This is a genomic window from Lysinibacillus sp. JNUCC-52 (genome assembly GCF_015999545.1).
Taxonomy (GTDB): domain Bacteria; phylum Bacillota; class Bacilli; order Bacillales_A; family Planococcaceae; genus Lysinibacillus.
In genome coordinates, this window is sequence record NZ_CP065546.1 from 3,299,456 (window position 1) to 3,316,240 (window position 16,785).

The following is a 16,785-nucleotide window of genomic DNA, read 5'->3' on the forward strand; positions in this document are numbered from 1 at the left end:
AATGGAGTAATGGATATTTTATATGTAGATACACTAACATACGCACAAGGTGAGATGTATATAATTGCTTCGGATGAAGGGCTTGTGTATATAGGAACACCTAATGCAGCATTTGAAGAAGTTGAAACATGGGCTCAAAGGGCGTTTAAGGGTTACAGCTTAGAAGAAAATAAAGAAAAATTAATGCCTTATGTTGAGCAATTAACAGCTTACTTTAATGGAGAGCTAACTGAATTTAATTTACCTATACATGTGAAAGGAACAGCATTTCAGCTAGCTGTATGGGAAGCGTTGCAAGAGCTGCCGTATGGAACGACGACAACGTATTCTGCCATTGCAGAGCGAATTGGTAAACCTAAGGCAGTTAGAGCTGTAGGTAGTGCAATAGGTGCCAACCCTATACTGGCAATTATTCCATGTCATCGTGTCATTGGGAAAAACGGTAAGCTAACGGGCTTTCGAAGTGGGTTAACTATGAAAGAATTTTTACTTGAATTAGAAAGAGCTAAATAAATAGGTAATGTGATACTGAAACAAAAGAATCTGCTGGGTTCCCGCAATTTCGCCAGGGATATCTAGCAGATTCTTGTACTTGCTTTATATGTGGAACGAATTGATTTTAGACATGTTCCTCAGTTACACTCGTTTGGGTTTTACCAAAATGAGTTAAACGGTGAGCAAATGTTTCACCATTTATAGCTGAGCTTTTAAAAACTTCTTGATATTCATAAGCAGGTGTACCATGTTCGATAACATCTAGTCCTGTAATTTCTTCTTCTGCTGAAACTCGTAAAGGGACAAATGCTTTTATAATAAATAGACCTGCTGTGACAGAAACACCAACCCAAGCGATTGTCGCAATTACACCTATTGCTTGGATGCCTAACAAACTTAAGCCCCCACCATAGAATAGGCCTTGACCAGTAATATCGAAGAACCCGACTGCAAGTGTGCCCCAGATTCCACAAATACCATGAACTGCAATTGCGCCAACAGGATCATCCACTTTTAATTTCCATTCAATAAAGCGAACACCTTCTACTAATAATGGTGCTGCGATCAAACCAATAATGAGTGAACCGATAATGCTGACGTTTGCTGCACCAGCTGTAATACCTACTAGCCCTGCTAACGCACCGTTGAGAGTAAGTGAGCCATCGATGTGACCATAGCGGAATTTTGTATAAAATGCAGTAGCAACTACACCAGCAGATGCTGCGAAAAATGTATTCGCAATTACTTTTGGAACGAGAGTAGGGTCAGCAGCTAATGTGGAGGCACCGTTAAAACCGAACCAGCCGAACCATAGAAGAAACACGCCTAATGCGCCAAGTGGGATACTATGACCAGTAATAACGTTAACACGACCATTTTCGTATTTACCTAGACGAGGTCCAATCATGATTGCTGCTACAAAGGCTGCTACAGCACCAGTTAAATGGACGACTGTGGAACCAGCAAAATCGATAAAGCCTAAATCAGTTAACCAGCCTTGACCGCTCCAAATCCAATGCCCAACTACAGGATAAACAAGTAATGTCATAAGTATAATTACACCAATATAAGCAAAAATATTTGTACGTTCTGCTACAGCGCCAGATAAGATAGTTGCACCTGTTGCAGCAAACATTGTTTGGAAAATAAAGAAGGAAAGGTCATCTACACCGTTTAAAGCAAATCCACTTGTACCGAAGATGCCTCCAGCAGTGTCACCAAACATTATTGCATAGCCACATAGAAAATAAACAATGCCTCCAAGTGATATCGTTAAGAAGTTTTTCATAATAATGTTTACGGCATTTTTAGAACGTGTAAAACCAGCTTCTACCATTGCAAAACCAGCATGCATAAAGAAAACTAAAATTGTACCAAGCATAATCCAAACTAAATTTACAGATAAAATAACGTCATCCATAGTTATCTCCCCCTTAATCTACAGCAATTGATCCGACTTCTTTAGTACGGATACGAATTGCCTGTTCTACTGGATAAATAAATATTTTTCCGTCTCCAACCTTACCAGTTGCAGCATCACGTAATAAAACCTCCACAATCGAATCTACTTTTTCGTCGTCGATAATCATTTCTAGCTTTAATTTAGGTAAAAATTCAATTTCGTAGGCATTCCCACGAAACAAACCTGTATGACCTAATTGACGACCACAGCCAGCGATTTCAGAAATACTTAAACCTGCAATACCAACCTTTGCAAGTCCGTCTCGTACAACCCCAAATACCTCTGGACGAATAATTGCCTCGATTTTTTTCACTCACACCAGCTCCTTGCGTAAATTTAATTTACATACTATAGCGAGTGTTTAAACGGCGCAATTGTTTTTTTAATTTACATGTAAGGTATTATTACATGGTATATTTCGATTTTCGTAATAGTTTACTAAAAAGCTAATTATTAAGGGAATGAAAGCGGTACTAAAATTTGTGTCTAAATTATGAACAGTTCGTAATTTTCTGAATATTAATGTTAGGTAACCTAACATGAGATAGAAAACGTGTAAAACGCAAGATTTTGGGTATATAGTGTATACTAAGACTAACTATGATAGTGGAAGAAGGGATTTCCTATGAGATCAAACTATGCTGATGATAGCTTAGCGCTACACACAGACTTATACCAAATCAATATGGCAGAGTCTTATTGGGCTGATGGTATACATAATAGAAAAGCGGTTTTTGAATTATATTTTAGAAAATTACCATTTGGCAATGGCTATGCCATTTTTGCTGGATTGGAACGTATGCTTGAGTATTTACGAGACTTTCGTTTTAGTCAGTCTGATATTGAGTATTTGCGTAAAGAAGTTGGCTATAAAGAGGATTTCATCGACTATTTAAAAAACATTCGCTTTACAGGTAATATGTATTCAATGGTGGAAGGGGAACTCGTTTTTGCAAACGAACCAATTATTCGCATTGAGGCACCGTTAGTGGAAGCTCAATTAATTGAGACAGCTCTTTTAAATATTGTGAATTATCAAACGCTTATTGCTACGAAAGCAAGTCGCATTAAGCAAATCGTAAAAGACGAAATGGCGATGGAATTTGGTACACGCCGTGCCCATGAAATGGATGCGGCTATTTGGGGAACTCGTGCAGCCTTTATAGGTGGATTTGCTTCAACTAGTAACGTTCGTGCGGGTAAACTATTTAACATACCAGTAGCTGGTACACATGCGCATGCACTTGTGCAAGCCTATAAAAATGATTATGATGCCTTTCATGCCTATGCTAAACGTCATCGTAATTGTGTATTTTTAGTGGATACCTATAACACGTTGAAATCAGGTGTGCCGACAGCGATTAAAGTGGCGAAAGAATTAGGGGATAAAATTAATTTTATTGGTATTCGTCTGGATAGTGGTGATATAGCTTTCTTATCAAAAGAAGCGCGTCGCATGCTAGATGAAGCTGGCTTCCCTAATGCGAAAATTGTTGTTTCAAATGATTTAGATGAATACACGATTTTGAACTTAAAGGCACAAGGTGCCCGCGTTGATATGTGGGGAATTGGCACAAAGGTCATTACAGCCTATGATCAGCCTGCGTTAGGTGCCGTCTATAAAATGGTAGCCATTGAAAATGCTGAAGGTCAGTTAGAGGATACAATTAAAATTTCTGCAAATGCTGAAAAGGTATCGACACCAGGTTTAAAAAATGTTTATCGTATTATCGACCAGAAAAATGGTAAAGCAGAGGGTGATTACATTACAATGCACGATGAAAACCCTCAATCAGAAGAACGTATTAAAATGTTCCACCCTGTGCATACATTTGTGTCAAAATTCGTGACGAATTTCGAGGCGAAAAACCTACATCAGCATGTGATTAATAATGGTGAAATAATTTATCAAAATCCTACGCTTGTAGATATGCAGAAATATGCAGCTGAAAATTTAGAGTTGTTATGGGATGAGTACAAACGTGCAATGAATCCAGAAGAATACCCAGTCGATTTAAGTCAAAAATGCTGGGATAATAAAATGCGCAATATAGAAGAAGTACGAGAAATGGTCAACCGAATAGTTAAAGGGTAAGGAGTGAAGAATGTGATGGCATTGCAACAACAAATAATTAATGAATTAAAAGTACTGCCAACAATTGATGCGCAGGAAGAAATTCGTAAATCCATTGATTTTTTAAAGGCGTATGCACGTCGATATAGCTTTGTTAAAGGGTTTGTACTTGGTATATCTGGCGGACAAGATTCTACTTTAACTGGGAAATTAGCACAACTAGCTATTGATGAGCTAAATGCGGAAGACGGCGAGGAGAAGTATTCATTTTGGGCAGTGCGTTTGCCATATGGTGTGCAATTCGATGAACAGGACTGTCAAGATGCCATTGATTTTATTAAGCCTACGCATACTTACACAGTAAATATTAAGGAAGCGGTCGATGCTAGTGTTCGTGCTTTAGAAAATGCGGGTGTTATGCTTAGTGATTTTGTAAAAGGGAACGAAAAAGCACGTGAGCGCATGAAAGTGCAATTTTCTATAGCTGCCATGAATGGCGCTGTTGTTTTAGGTACCGACCATGCAGCAGAGGCAATTACAGGTTTCTATACGAAATTTGGTGATGGAGGGGCAGATTTAATGCCTATTTTTCGTCTCAATAAGCGTCAGGGGAAACAGTTGCTAGCTGCTCTTGATTGCCCTCAGCATTTATATTTGAAAGTGCCAACTGCCGACTTGGAAGAAGATCGTCCATCACTACCAGATGAAGTGGCACTTGGATTAACATATGAGCAAATTGATGATTATTTAGAAGGGAAAGAAATTCCTGAAGCTGCTCGTAATACACTAGAGCAACACTATTTACATTCACAACATAAACGCCATATGCCTATCACGATATTTGATGATTTCTGGAAATAGCCTGAAGAATAGAGTTGTACAAAAAGTGATAGATACTTTTTAAACAATTCTATTCTTTTTATATATTTTGGTTCTGTTTGGTTAATCTCGAGCATATAATGTCGATATAAATACCTACAAAGTGAGTAAAATGAAAAGGAGGGTAACTAATTATGAGGACTTCTAGCGTAGGTGCGACGACAAGTAGTACTTTTCGTAATGAACAACAATATTTACATGCTGGCGATCTTAGTCATAACTTTAGCCATAACGCGCAGCAACGATTTAAAAAAAGTATGCAAAAAATGAAAGATAAAAAGCTATTAAGTAAGAAGAGACAAATTCAACAGCAAAGTCCCAATAAAATAGAGGCTGCTTTTGTTGATAGTGAAGACAACGTTCAAATCCATAATGAACTACATGAAACAGCTGGAAAGCTTAGCCGTCTTAGCAAGCAAATGAAGCGTCACAATAGTTACCGAACTTCTATATAAATTTAAAAAACACCCTATACCACACATGGTATAGGGTGTTTTTGCAAGGGGAGAAGATTCGTCATGTCTCTATCCTTTTAGCTTAACATGGAAGAGTTTTGGTTTCTTGATAATTATGGGTAATCAAATAAAAATTGTAACTTTATTGGAAGCGAAACGTTATACTACTAAATAGGGTTGTTTTATAAGGTAGTGCAAACAAGTTGTTATTTGAGGAATATAAGGGAAATACTATCGGAGATTTAAAATGATGTATGTAACGGCTAATGGCACATTAATTGTGTTACAGTGCAGTTTTCGATATGCTTAAACTAAAATTATCGTGCAATTCAAATAATTGGTTAGCGGAAATGGGAGGGATTTTGTTTATGAATTTACAAATACAAATGGTATTAGAAAATATAGAAAAAGTAATGATTGGAAAGAGGGAGGTTGCCGAACTTAGCATTGTCGCTTTGCTTGCGAATGGTCATGTATTACTTGAAGATGTGCCTGGAGTTGGTAAGACAATGATGGTACGTGCACTTGCTAAGTCGTTCGATGCCCAGTTTAAACGTATCCAGTTTACACCAGATTTATTGCCCTCAGATGTTGTAGGTGTTTCGATTTATAACCCTAAAACAATGGAATTTGAATTTCGTCCAGGACCGATTATGGGTGATGTAGTATTAGCGGATGAAATTAATAGAACTTCACCTAAAACACAATCGGCATTACTTGAGGCGATGGAGGAAGCATCTATTACAATAGACGGCAATACGCTTAAAATTACCCAACCATTTTTCGTTATGGCTACACAAAACCCGATTGAACATGAAGGAACGTATCCACTGCCTGAGGCACAGTTAGACCGTTTTTTACTGAAAATAAAAATGGGTTATCCAACTAGAGGGCAGGAAGTAGAAATATTGCGACGTGCAGAAAACGGTAAGTCCATTGAAAAAATTGATGCTGTCCTTACGCTTGCCCAATTAATTGAATTACAGGAACTTGTGCAGGGGGTATATGTCGAAGACTCCGTAAAAAACTATATGGTTGAGCTGGCTTCTCAAACGAGAGAGAACAACTATGTTTATTTAGGCGTTAGCCCTCGTGCGACGATTGCTTTAATGAAGGCTTCGCAGGCGTATGCGTTTATGAAAGGTCGTAGTTATGTAATACCAGATGATGTGCAGCATTTAGCGCCATTTGTTTTTAGTCACCGATTAGTGCTTAAGCCAGATGCGCGTTACGATGATGTAACCGCAGAGGAAATTATTGAGCGTATTTTGGCGAAAACGCCTGTGCCAACGAAGAGGTTTGCAGAGCAATGAAGAAATGGCGTGCTCTTTTTGAGAAAAGTAAACATTTCCTATTAGTGAGCTCTCTAATGCTTATAACATTTTGCTACGCAATGTTTCAAGGTGGTTTTGTAAGCTGGTTTGTATTTTTTACAGTAAGTCCATTTTTGTTATACGCCTTTATTTTTCAACTTGTAAGAGAGGACATCTACAGTATCGAACGGAAAATTGAACCTTCGCGTGTAGAAAGCGGACAATCTGTTAACGTGACAATTAGCATTGAAAGAAAAACACGTTTTCCATTTGCATATATCCTAGTGGAAGAGCTTGTTGGTAGCCCGATGCTAGTTCAGTCTAAAATACAAGAGAAGGACGCTATCAAATTTGTAGGTTTTAAAAAGGCTTTTAATTGGAGTTATACACTTGATAGCTTGCCACGTGGTGAACATCGTTATTTAGGTGCAAATATACTCTTCTATGATTTTTTCGGATGGGCAAAGAAACGCATTCAGATAGAAAAAGAACAAATAGTTCTCGTTTATCCAAGAGTGCATGAAATGAAATATGCTACATTACAAGCGAAATTAGATGTTGGGTCTATGATGGCTCCTTATTCCATTGTAAAAGATACATCAATGGCCATTGGTTTGCGAGAATATGTACCAGGAGACCGCTTTTCGTGGATTCATTGGAAATCTTTTGCGAAAACGCAAACGTTGCAATCGAAGGAATTTGAGGATCGGCAATCTCAGGAGTTGCTGTTAATGCTTGATGAAGGTGCTTCTCCCTTATTCGAAGAGAAAATTGAGCTGGCAGCTTCGATGCTTAAAGCAATCGTACAAGGTCGTGGAGATGTTTCTTTTGTGTCAACAGGCACAAAGACGAAAGTGTTTACTTCCATTCAGGGGGAAAAACAGCTAGATCGAGTAATGCATCATTTAGCTGGTGTAAATCCAATTGAAAATGCAGAAGTCCGATTGCGCGATCAACAAGTTTTTCAGCGTGTTGCAACACTTTTATATGTAACGAGTGATATATCAGATGAACTATTACATACTTTAGGTAATTCGGTGAAAAGCTGTATTTGTTTTGTATTGGCACAACAGACACAAGCGCAGTCTGATGTAATAAAGCGTTATAAACATATTCAAGTCGTACATGTAGATCCAACAGATTATTACCACTTGTTCACGGAGGTGATGAAGCCGTGAAAAAATCACTAGAAAGTTTTGTTGAGCTGACGATAGCCTATATCATTATTTTCTTTATGCTGCGTGAGTGGCTAATGCCTGTCATGCAATTAACCAATACAGGCGTAAGTCATTTGTTTCTAATTTTCATTGGCTTAGCGCTAGTATTATGCCTATTTAAAGTTAAGCCATTATTATCAGGGCTTGTAAAGTTAGGCTATATTACATGGTTTGTTATATATGTATATAGCGAGAATCCTTTTTTCTCAGGTCACACTATTCCATTTTTAGTGAATGAAGTGACGTTGAATATGGTGAACATTTTTTCGGGGAATTTTGGACAAGTATCAGATGCATTTAGAACAGTTCTGTTTTTGGCATTGATCTGGATGCTAATCTATTTAATTCACCATTGGATTACTGTGCATCATAATATTTTCTACTTTTTCATACTAACAGTATTTTTCATCGCTACACTTGATACGTTTAGCGAATATAATGGTAAACCAGCTATTATTAAAGTAGTAATACTTGGTCTTGTTATGACAGGTGTACTTTTCTTAAAACGCTTAAGAATTCAAGTAGATGCACCGAGTGAGATAGTGAGAAAGTGGAAAATTGTAATACCGATGTTAATTTCGGTTGTACTCGTTAGTATGGTGGCATTCTTTTTACCGAAAGCAGGGCCTACGTGGGCTGATCCAGTGCCATTTATTAAAGGTGTTACAGGACAAGGTGGCGTTGGGGATGGTCAAAAAACAGTCGGCTATAGTGATGACGATAGTAGATTAGGTGGACCATATAAAGGTGATAATACTTTAATTTTCACTGCATCTTCCCGCGATCGTCATTATTGGCGTATAGATACAAAAGATACATACACATCAAAAGGGTGGGTATTGTCTGGTGAATATATAGGAGAAGCGGTTTTTGAAAACGACACTCCAATCATTACTTCTCTGCCTGTTGGTCCAAAAAAGAATGAACGTCAAATTCAGATGGAAATGGCTGTACCTATGCCATTTTTAATTCAAACGTATGGTATGCTGTCTGTTTCCGCAGATGATCCAACTTTGTATGTACAGGATGGACAAACTGAAAAAATAGTTATGAAGCAACCAAGTGGCGAATTAATAACCATGAATAATGGTAGTAATAAATTACTGTCGAGTTACACGATATTTTACAGTGAACCAAACTATAGTTTGCAACAACTTCAAATGTCAGAGCCTGCTATGTTAGAAACATTAGATAGTTCGTATAATCGTTTTTTACAATTACCAGATACACTTCCACAGCGTGTGCAAGATTTAGCAATTGATATTACGCGCGATAAAACATCGATCTATGAAAAAATAAAAGCGATAGAAGGGTATTTTTCAAAAGGGGACTATAGTTACGATAAAACAGCTGCCGCCTATCCTTCTGAAAATCAAGATTATGTAGATCAATTCCTTTTCGATACGAAAGTAGGGTACTGCGATAATTTCTCTACATCCATGGTCGTTATGCTTCGGACTATAGGTATTCCTGCTCGTTGGGTGAAGGGTTTTGCACCAGGGAATGCAGGTGGAGTATCTGATGGTTATCGGGAATATAAGGTAACGAATGATAATGCGCATTCATGGGTAGAGGCGTATGTCCCTGGTACAGGGTGGATAGAATTTGAACCTACAATTGGTTTTTCTGGAAATGCGAACATTAATTATGATTTGCAAAGAGATACTCCACAGCAAGAACAGACACTAGAGCCAGAAGAAAAACCAGAGCAACAACAAAAGAAAGAACAAACAACGAAGAAAACAACTTCGCAATCAGCATTTAGCTTTGATAGCGTATGGACATGGGTGAAAACATTAAAATATGTTTGGTTGACACTAATTGCCTTGCTCTTAATTGCTGGTGTGACATTATTTGTACAACGTAAAACATGGATTCCTAAAATGCATGTGCGTGCTTATCGAAAAAAAGAAGCGGATTGGACGAATTTTGATTCTTCCTATCAGGCATTAACGAAACAATTAGTACGCATTGGTTTAAGTCGAAAACATGGTGAGACATTACGAGCGTTTGCTGAACGGGTGGATGCTGCGCTAGAAACAGAAGAAATGAGAAAGTTAACAGCGGTATATGAGCAGCATATTTATAGCAAGAATACGCTTGATGTTGACTATGTTAAACTGAGAGAAAGTTGGGAATATTTAATCAATCGCACAATCAGTTGATTTTAATGGGCACAAAGAGTAAAATGAGAAAAAATTATATATGATTAGGATGGCTTTCATATAAGTTCGAAAATAGGGTTCGGATGTTTCTACGAAATCACCGTAAATGATTTCTCTATGAAGGTGAATGTTTTGGTTAGGTGAGGAGTTTTATAAATCACTTTTCTTTGTTACGCATTCCCCTTTATATATCATGAACTTATGGACGCGTAGGAAGTTTTTTTACTTTCATACGCGTTTTTCTTTGAACATATGAAAACGTCCTTTAAAAATACAAGAAGAGGTGGAAATATTGTCAGCAAGCCCTTTATTAAAAGAGCAAGAAAAAATCGTCGTTCTAGACTTCGGTAGCCAATTTAACCAATTAATTACGCGTCGTATCCGTGAGTTCGGTGTCTTCAGTGAATTACATCCACATACGATTACAGCAGAAGAAATTAAAGAAATGAACGCAACAGGTATCATCTTTTCTGGTGGTCCTAACTCAGTTTATGATGAAAATGCTTTCCATGTAGATCAAGCTATTTTTGAATTAGGTTTACCAATCCTAGGTATTTGCTATGGTATGCAATTAATGGCTTATACTCAAGGTGGTAAAGTTGAAGGCGCAGATACACGTGAATACGGTAAAGCGGAAATTCAAGTAACTGCTGCAAATAAATTATTCGGTGAATTACCAACAGAACAAATCGTCTGGATGAGTCATGGTGACCACGTAACAGAAGTACCTGCTGGCTTTGAAATCATCGCAACAAGTGCATCTTGTCCAATCGCTGCTATGGCAAACGTAGAACGTAAATTATATGCAGTCCAATTCCACCCAGAAGTTCGTCACTCTGTATATGGTAACGATTTACTTCGTCAATTCGTATTCGATATTTGTGGCGCTAAAGGTGATTGGTCAATGGCGAACTTTATTGAAATCGAAATCGCAAAAATTCGCGAAATTGTTGGCGATAAAAAAGTATTATGTGCCCTTTCAGGCGGAGTAGACTCTTCTGTTGTTGCAGTACTGATTCATAAAGCAATTGGTGATCAACTTACATGTATGTTCGTAGACCACAACTTAAACCGTAAAGGTGAAGTTGAACAGGTTATGAAAACTTTCACAGAAGATTTCGATATGAATTTAATTAAGATTGATGCACGTCAACGCTTCATGGACAAACTTGCGGGTGTGTCTGATCCAGAGAAAAAACGTAAAATTATCGGTAACGAATTTATTTACGTGTTCGATGAAGAAGCTTCAAAACTAGAAGGTATGGATTTCCTTGCACAAGGAACTTTATACACAGATATTATTGAATCTGGTACATCTACTGCTCAAACAATTAAATCTCACCATAACGTAGGTGGTCTTCCAGAAGACATGCAGTTCCAATTGATTGAACCATTAAAAACATTATTTAAAGACGAAGTTCGTGCACTTGGCTTAGAGCTTGGTCTTGATGAAAAAATCGTTTGGCGTCAACCATTCCCAGGTCCTGGTTTAGGTATTCGTGTACTTGGTGAAATTACAGAAGAAAAACTTGAAATTGTTCGTGAATCTGACTTCATCTTACGTGAAGAAATTGCAAAAGCTGGACTTGATCGCGATGTTTGGCAATACTTCACGGTATTACCTGATATTCGTTCAGTCGGCGTAATGGGCGATGCTCGTACGTATGACTACGCAATCGGTATCCGTGCTGTAACGTCTATCGACGGTATGACTTCTGACTGGGCACGTATCCCTTGGGACGTACTAGAAAAAATCTCTGTACGCTTAGTAAACGAAGTAAAACACGTAAACCGCGTGCTGTATGATATTACGTCTAAGCCACCAGCAACTATTGAGTGGGAATAATAGCTAATAGCAGAGTCCTAAAAGCCCTAGTAACACAGGGTTTTTAGGGCTTTTTTTAGTTATCTGATGTGTCCCAAGAGACGTAACTATAGAACTTTTCTAGTCATTTTCAACTGGAAAGATTAATATAAACTAACGTAGAGAGGGTAAAATTGCTGGCAAAGCGTTGGATATAGTAAACTAAATTTATGAAAAATGATTACGCTGTTGTTTAATTTAGGGGGATTGAAATGGAGAAAAGTATAGCGACGATTTATACACTTGCTGTTGGTATGCCGAAAGAATTGGACTATAGTAAAGGGCGATCAATGATTACAGGGATTGCAAAACGGAAAGTGCACGAAGTTTATTTAGCTACTCGTGGATTTGAGGGGGATGATGTGGCAGATAAAAAGCATCATGGTGGACCTGATCGCGCTGTTTGTCTATATCCTGCGGAGCATTACGAACAATGGGAACAGGAACTTGGTATGTCATTGCCAACAGCAGCATTCGGTGAGAACTTAACGGTAACAAATATGCTTGAAGCGGATGTTTGTATTGGAGATATTTATAAAATTGGTGATGCAGTCATTCAAATTACGCAAGGACGTATTCCGTGTAGTACGATTGATAAATATACAAAGGCTGACACATTACTTAAACGATTAATTGAAACAGGTTATACAGGCTTCCTAGCGCGTGTACTAAGTGAGGGAACAATATGTGCAGACTCGAAAATTGAAATAGTTGAAAGACACCCTGCTCGTATATCGGTTTTACATTGCAATGAAGTATATTTTGAAAACAAAAACGCACTTGCGATGAAACGTATTCAAGCAGTAGATGCATTAGCGATGGATTGGAAACAAAAATTAGAAAAAAGAATTCAATTATTAGAGAGTCGAGTAGAGAAGTAAGGATAATGGTGGAAATGAGGGTGGGAGCTCTTACGTAATGGATTTCGATGGTTTTATATTTATTGCCTAAGTACTTCTTATTGTGTAGGAGTTGGGTGAGTAATTAGATATAAAAGCCTTTGATATATTTACATACATTTGAAAAACTCCCTTTTTCAAAATAAATGCAAAATGGTCGTTTATAGCCTTTAATCGTAAATAAAAAACAGGAAAAGCAACTTGTATAAGTTAGTATTTTTCCTGTTTTTTTACGCTGTTTTTACAAAAACAGAACATTAATACCGTATTTTACACGAACTTTCGTATTTTTTTTATAAGAAATGTTCGGAAATGGGGTTGAAATCTAAAAAACGAAATGATATATTACGATTGTAAAGTAAATAAGTCGTCGTATAATGTCGGGAATATGGCCCGTGAGTTTCTACCAAGTTACCGTAAATAACTTGACTACGATATAGTTTTTATACGAATGTATAATAACTAATTTATTTCACACATTATTAGTGGTGAAATGTATCGTAGACATGCGACTAGTAGTATAGTCGGCGTGTCTTTTTTGTTTTCGATATTGAAGACGACAATACGGAGGATATTTTCAAAATGAAAAAATATTTCATGTTCGATGAATTAGGTACTAATTATCGCCGCGAAATTATTGGTGGTATTACAACATTCCTTGCTATGGCATACATTTTAGCTGTTAACCCAGGGATTCTGGAAAGTGCGGGAATGGATAAAGGTGCTGTTTTCGTAGCAACAGCATTAGCAGCGGCAGTCGGATCTTTGATTATGGGTATTTTCGCTAAATTCCCAATCTCATTGGCACCAGGTATGGGCTTAAATGCATTCTTTGCTTTCACGGTAGTAGGGACGTATGGCATTCCTTGGCAAACTGGTTTAACAGGTGTATTCTTCTCGGGGATTATATTTATTATCCTTTCATTAACAGGTATTCGTGAAACAGTTATTAATGCAATTCCAGCACAACTTAAATATGCTGTATCAGCTGGTATTGGTTTATTTATTACATTTGTAGGGTTACAAGGAGCTGGTATTGTAGTTGATAGTCCAGCAACTTTAGTAACATTAGGAGCATTTACAGGTTCAACTCTTTTAGCAGTATTCGGTATTATTATTTCAATCATCCTAATCCTTAAATTCCGTAGTGTCGGCATTTTCTTAGGAATGGTTATTACAGCAATCGTTGGTATGATTACAGGTGTGATTGCACCACCAGAAGCTGTTGTATCATCAATCCCAAGTGTAGATTCTACATTTATGGTTGCACTTAATCCAATTATTCATGACTTCGGTTCATTACTAAACGTTAAATTTTTAGTTGTTGTATTAACATTTTTATTCGTTGACTTTTTCGATACAGCAGGTACATTAATGGCTGTGGCAACACAAGCTGGCTTAGTAAAAGACGATAAATTACCACGTGCAAGCCGTGCACTTATGGCAGATGCACTAGCAACAACAATTGGTTCTTTATTTGGTACTTCAACAACTACTGCTTATGTAGAATCAACTTCTGGTGTAGCAGCAGGTGCTCGTTCAGGTTTTGCTGCAGTTGTTACTGCTGTATTATTTATAGTAGCACTATTCTTCTCACCATTGCTTGCGGTTGTGACTTCAGCAGTAACAGCACCAGCACTTGTTATCGTAGGTGTGTTAATGGTTTCGTCACTACGATTAATTGAATGGGATAAATTCGAAATTGCCGTTCCAGCATTCTTTACTGTTTTAATGATGCCTCTTGGCTATTCCATTGCAACAGGGATCGCCATTGGTTTCGTATTCTACCCAGTAACAATGCTTTTAGCAGGACGTAAAAAAGAAATTCACCCAATGATGTACGGATTATTCTTTGTCTTCCTTGCATACTTTATCTGGGTTCGATAATAGAAAGCCGAAAAGGGCTCTGCTTAGTGAAAACTAGGTGGAGCCTTTTTTATGGAAAATTATTAGAGTGCCTGACACCAATGTAAGCTGTGGGAGACTACAGAAAGAATTCAAAATTGTTTCGGTGCCTGGCACTTTTATATAGAAGAAACTACTATCATATATTGACTGAATAGTTTTATTTCTATTAAACACTTGCAAACTATAATGTGAGATGATATATTTAAACACGTTGTTACGAAACATACGAACAACAACCTGAATGAAAAAAATAGTTGACATCATATTGAATGTATGTTAAATTATAAAAAGTTACTTAGTAAGTAACTAACAAATGAACCTTGAAAACTGAACAAGCAAAACGTAATCAATATAGTTTTTAGTAGCTAACTTCGTTAGCGAACCAAACAAAATTTTGGACATCAAAATTGATGCCAGCAAAACAATTTGAGCTAATCAAATTTCTTTTATGGAGAGTTTGATCCTGGCTCAGGACGAACGCTGGCGGCGTGCCTAATACATGCAAGTCGAGCGAACAGATAAGGAGCTTGCTCCTTTGACGTTAGCGGCGGACGGGTGAGTAACACGTGGGCAACCTACCCTATAGTTTGGGATAACTCCGGGAAACCGGGGCTAATACCGAATAATCTTTTGTCTCTCATGAGACAATTCTGAAAGACGGTTTCGGCTGTCGCTATAGGATGGGCCCGCGGCGCATTAGCTAGTTGGTGAGGTAACGGCTCACCAAGGCAACGATGCGTAGCCGACCTGAGAGGGTGATCGGCCACACTGGGACTGAGACACGGCCCAGACTCCTACGGGAGGCAGCAGTAGGGAATCTTCCACAATGGGCGAAAGCCTGATGGAGCAACGCCGCGTGAGTGAAGAAGGATTTCGGTTCGTAAAACTCTGTTGTAAGGGAAGAACAAGTACAGTAGTAACTGGCTGTACCTTGACGGTACCTTATTAGAAAGCCACGGCTAACTACGTGCCAGCAGCCGCGGTAATACGTAGGTGGCAAGCGTTGTCCGGAATTATTGGGCGTAAAGCGCGCGCAGGTGGTTTCTTAAGTCTGATGTGAAAGCCCACGGCTCAACCGTGGAGGGTCATTGGAAACTGGGAGACTTGAGTGCAGAAGAGGATAGTGGAATTCCAAGTGTAGCGGTGAAATGCGTAGAGATTTGGAGGAACACCAGTGGCGAAGGCGACTATCTGGTCTGTAACTGACACTGAGGCGCGAAAGCGTGGGGAGCAAACAGGATTAGATACCCTGGTAGTCCACGCCGTAAACGATGAGTGCTAAGTGTTAGGGGGTTTCCGCCCCTTAGTGCTGCAGCTAACGCATTAAGCACTCCGCCTGGGGAGTACGGTCGCAAGACTGAAACTCAAAGGAATTGACGGGGGCCCGCACAAGCGGTGGAGCATGTGGTTTAATTCGAAGCAACGCGAAGAACCTTACCAGGTCTTGACATCCCGTTGACCACTGTAGAGATATGGTTTTCCCTTCGGGGACAACGGTGACAGGTGGTGCATGGTTGTCGTCAGCTCGTGTCGTGAGATGTTGGGTTAAGTCCCGCAACGAGCGCAACCCTTGATCTTAGTTGCCATCATTTAGTTGGGCACTCTAAGGTGACTGCCGGTGACAAACCGGAGGAAGGTGGGGATGACGTCAAATCATCATGCCCCTTATGACCTGGGCTACACACGTGCTACAATGGACGATACAAACGGTTGCCAACTCGCGAGAGGGAGCTAATCCGATAAAGTCGTTCTCAGTTCGGATTGTAGGCTGCAACTCGCCTACATGAAGCCGGAATCGCTAGTAATCGCGGATCAGCATGCCGCGGTGAATACGTTCCCGGGCCTTGTACACACCGCCCGTCACACCACGAGAGTTTGTAACACCCGAAGTCGGTGAGGTAACCTTTTGGAGCCAGCCGCCGAAGGTGGGATAGATGATTGGGGTGAAGTCGTAACAAGGTAGCCGTATCGGAAGGTGCGGCTGGATCACCTCCTTTCTAAGGATATTTTCGGAATACAAACCTTGGGTTTGTAAGATTACGTTTTGCGTTCAG

At 38.9% G+C, this 16,785-nt stretch carries 12 protein-coding genes, 1 rRNA gene and 2 riboswitches; of the genes, 11 read left to right on the forward strand and 2 right to left on the reverse strand.

Annotation, left to right across the window (positions count from 1 at the left end; genetic code table 11):
* The first annotated feature begins 9 nt into the window (after positions 1-9).
* Positions 10-513 carry a methylated-DNA--[protein]-cysteine S-methyltransferase gene (locus tag JNUCC52_RS16325; protein WP_337980346.1) on the forward strand — a complete coding sequence of 168 codons (504 nt, stop codon included), beginning with the start codon at positions 10-12 and terminating at the stop codon, positions 511-513.
* A gap of 106 nt (positions 514-619) precedes the next feature.
* Here JNUCC52_RS16325 and JNUCC52_RS16330 read toward each other — a convergent pair whose 3' ends face one another.
* Together JNUCC52_RS16330 and JNUCC52_RS16335 are read right to left on the reverse strand one after the other, a co-directional pair.
* Entirely contained in the window at positions 620-1,915 is a 1,296-nt protein-coding gene (locus JNUCC52_RS16330; RefSeq protein ID WP_173478853.1) for an ammonium transporter, read from the reverse strand.
* A gap of 13 nt (positions 1,916-1,928) precedes the next feature.
* A complete protein-coding gene (locus JNUCC52_RS16335; protein WP_173478852.1) occupies positions 1,929-2,270 on the reverse strand; it encodes a P-II family nitrogen regulator in 342 nt (113 codons plus the stop codon).
* A 312-nt stretch (positions 2,271-2,582) separates the two neighbouring features.
* On the opposite strand from JNUCC52_RS16335, the gene JNUCC52_RS16340 reads away from it, so the two are divergent.
* The 10 genes from JNUCC52_RS16340 to JNUCC52_RS16385 all read left to right on the forward strand — a co-directional run bounded on the left by JNUCC52_RS16340 (position 2,583) and on the right by JNUCC52_RS16385 (position 16,728).
* A complete protein-coding gene (locus tag JNUCC52_RS16340) occupies positions 2,583-4,052 on the forward strand; it encodes a nicotinate phosphoribosyltransferase (RefSeq protein ID WP_337980347.1) in 1,470 nt (489 codons plus the stop codon).
* A gap of 15 nt (positions 4,053-4,067) precedes the next feature.
* On the forward strand, positions 4,068-4,892 hold the full coding sequence (gene nadE / locus JNUCC52_RS16345; protein ID WP_337980348.1) for an NAD(+) synthase: 825 nt from the start codon (positions 4,068-4,070) through the stop codon (positions 4,890-4,892).
* A 152-nt stretch (positions 4,893-5,044) separates the two neighbouring features.
* Positions 5,045-5,365: an NAD synthetase gene (locus tag JNUCC52_RS16350; protein WP_139860304.1), complete on the forward strand. Its 321-nt coding sequence runs from the start codon at positions 5,045-5,047 to the stop codon at positions 5,363-5,365.
* Between the two features lie 368 nt (positions 5,366-5,733).
* On the forward strand, positions 5,734-6,678 hold the full coding sequence (locus tag JNUCC52_RS16355; protein ID WP_139860302.1) for an AAA family ATPase: 945 nt from the start codon (positions 5,734-5,736) through the stop codon (positions 6,676-6,678).
* Complete coding sequence (locus tag JNUCC52_RS16360; protein WP_337980349.1) at positions 6,675-7,856, forward strand: DUF58 domain-containing protein; 1,182 nt, start codon at positions 6,675-6,677, stop codon at positions 7,854-7,856. The genes JNUCC52_RS16355 and JNUCC52_RS16360 overlap by 4 nt, the downstream gene beginning before the upstream one ends.
* Positions 7,853-10,060: a transglutaminase TgpA family protein gene (locus JNUCC52_RS16365; protein WP_337980350.1), complete on the forward strand. Its 2,208-nt coding sequence runs from the start codon at positions 7,853-7,855 to the stop codon at positions 10,058-10,060. Before JNUCC52_RS16360 ends, JNUCC52_RS16365 begins: the two co-directional genes overlap by 4 nt.
* Before the next feature lie 36 nt (positions 10,061-10,096).
* Positions 10,097-10,198, forward strand: a riboswitch (purine riboswitch).
* A gap of 154 nt (positions 10,199-10,352) precedes the next feature.
* Positions 10,353-11,906, forward strand: a complete 1,554-nt coding sequence (gene guaA, locus JNUCC52_RS16370) for a glutamine-hydrolyzing GMP synthase (RefSeq protein ID WP_173478848.1) — start codon at positions 10,353-10,355, stop codon at positions 11,904-11,906.
* Positions 11,907-12,136: 230 nt separating this feature from the next.
* Complete coding sequence (locus tag JNUCC52_RS16375) at positions 12,137-12,805, forward strand: MOSC domain-containing protein (protein ID WP_337980351.1); 669 nt, start codon at positions 12,137-12,139, stop codon at positions 12,803-12,805.
* A 368-nt stretch (positions 12,806-13,173) separates the two neighbouring features.
* Positions 13,174-13,275, forward strand: a riboswitch (purine riboswitch).
* Between the two features lie 130 nt (positions 13,276-13,405).
* Positions 13,406-14,710: an NCS2 family permease gene (locus JNUCC52_RS16380; RefSeq protein WP_173478846.1), complete on the forward strand. Its 1,305-nt coding sequence runs from the start codon at positions 13,406-13,408 to the stop codon at positions 14,708-14,710.
* 466 nt (positions 14,711-15,176) lie between these two features.
* Positions 15,177-16,728, forward strand: a 16S ribosomal RNA gene (locus tag JNUCC52_RS16385).
* Positions 16,729-16,785: the final 57 nt, after the last annotated feature.

Coding starts and splice junctions, on each gene's coding strand:
- JNUCC52_RS16360 (WP_337980349.1), top strand. CDS start 6,675: ATGAAGAAATGGCGTGCTCTTTTTGAGAAAAGTAAACATTTCCTATTA.
- JNUCC52_RS16375 (WP_337980351.1), top strand. CDS start 12,137: ATGGAGAAAAGTATAGCGACGATTTATACACTTGCTGTTGGTATGCCG.
- JNUCC52_RS16340 (WP_337980347.1), top strand. CDS start 2,583: ATGAGATCAAACTATGCTGATGATAGCTTAGCGCTACACACAGACTTA.
- JNUCC52_RS16355 (WP_139860302.1), top strand. CDS start 5,734: ATGAATTTACAAATACAAATGGTATTAGAAAATATAGAAAAAGTAATG.
- JNUCC52_RS16350 (WP_139860304.1), top strand. CDS start 5,045: ATGAGGACTTCTAGCGTAGGTGCGACGACAAGTAGTACTTTTCGTAAT.
- JNUCC52_RS16380 (WP_173478846.1), top strand. CDS start 13,406: ATGAAAAAATATTTCATGTTCGATGAATTAGGTACTAATTATCGCCGC.
- JNUCC52_RS16330 (WP_173478853.1), bottom strand. CDS start 1,915: ATGGATGACGTTATTTTATCTGTAAATTTAGTTTGGATTATGCTTGGT.
- nadE (WP_337980348.1), top strand. CDS start 4,068: ATGGCATTGCAACAACAAATAATTAATGAATTAAAAGTACTGCCAACA.
- JNUCC52_RS16325 (WP_337980346.1), top strand. CDS start 10: ATGGATATTTTATATGTAGATACACTAACATACGCACAAGGTGAGATG.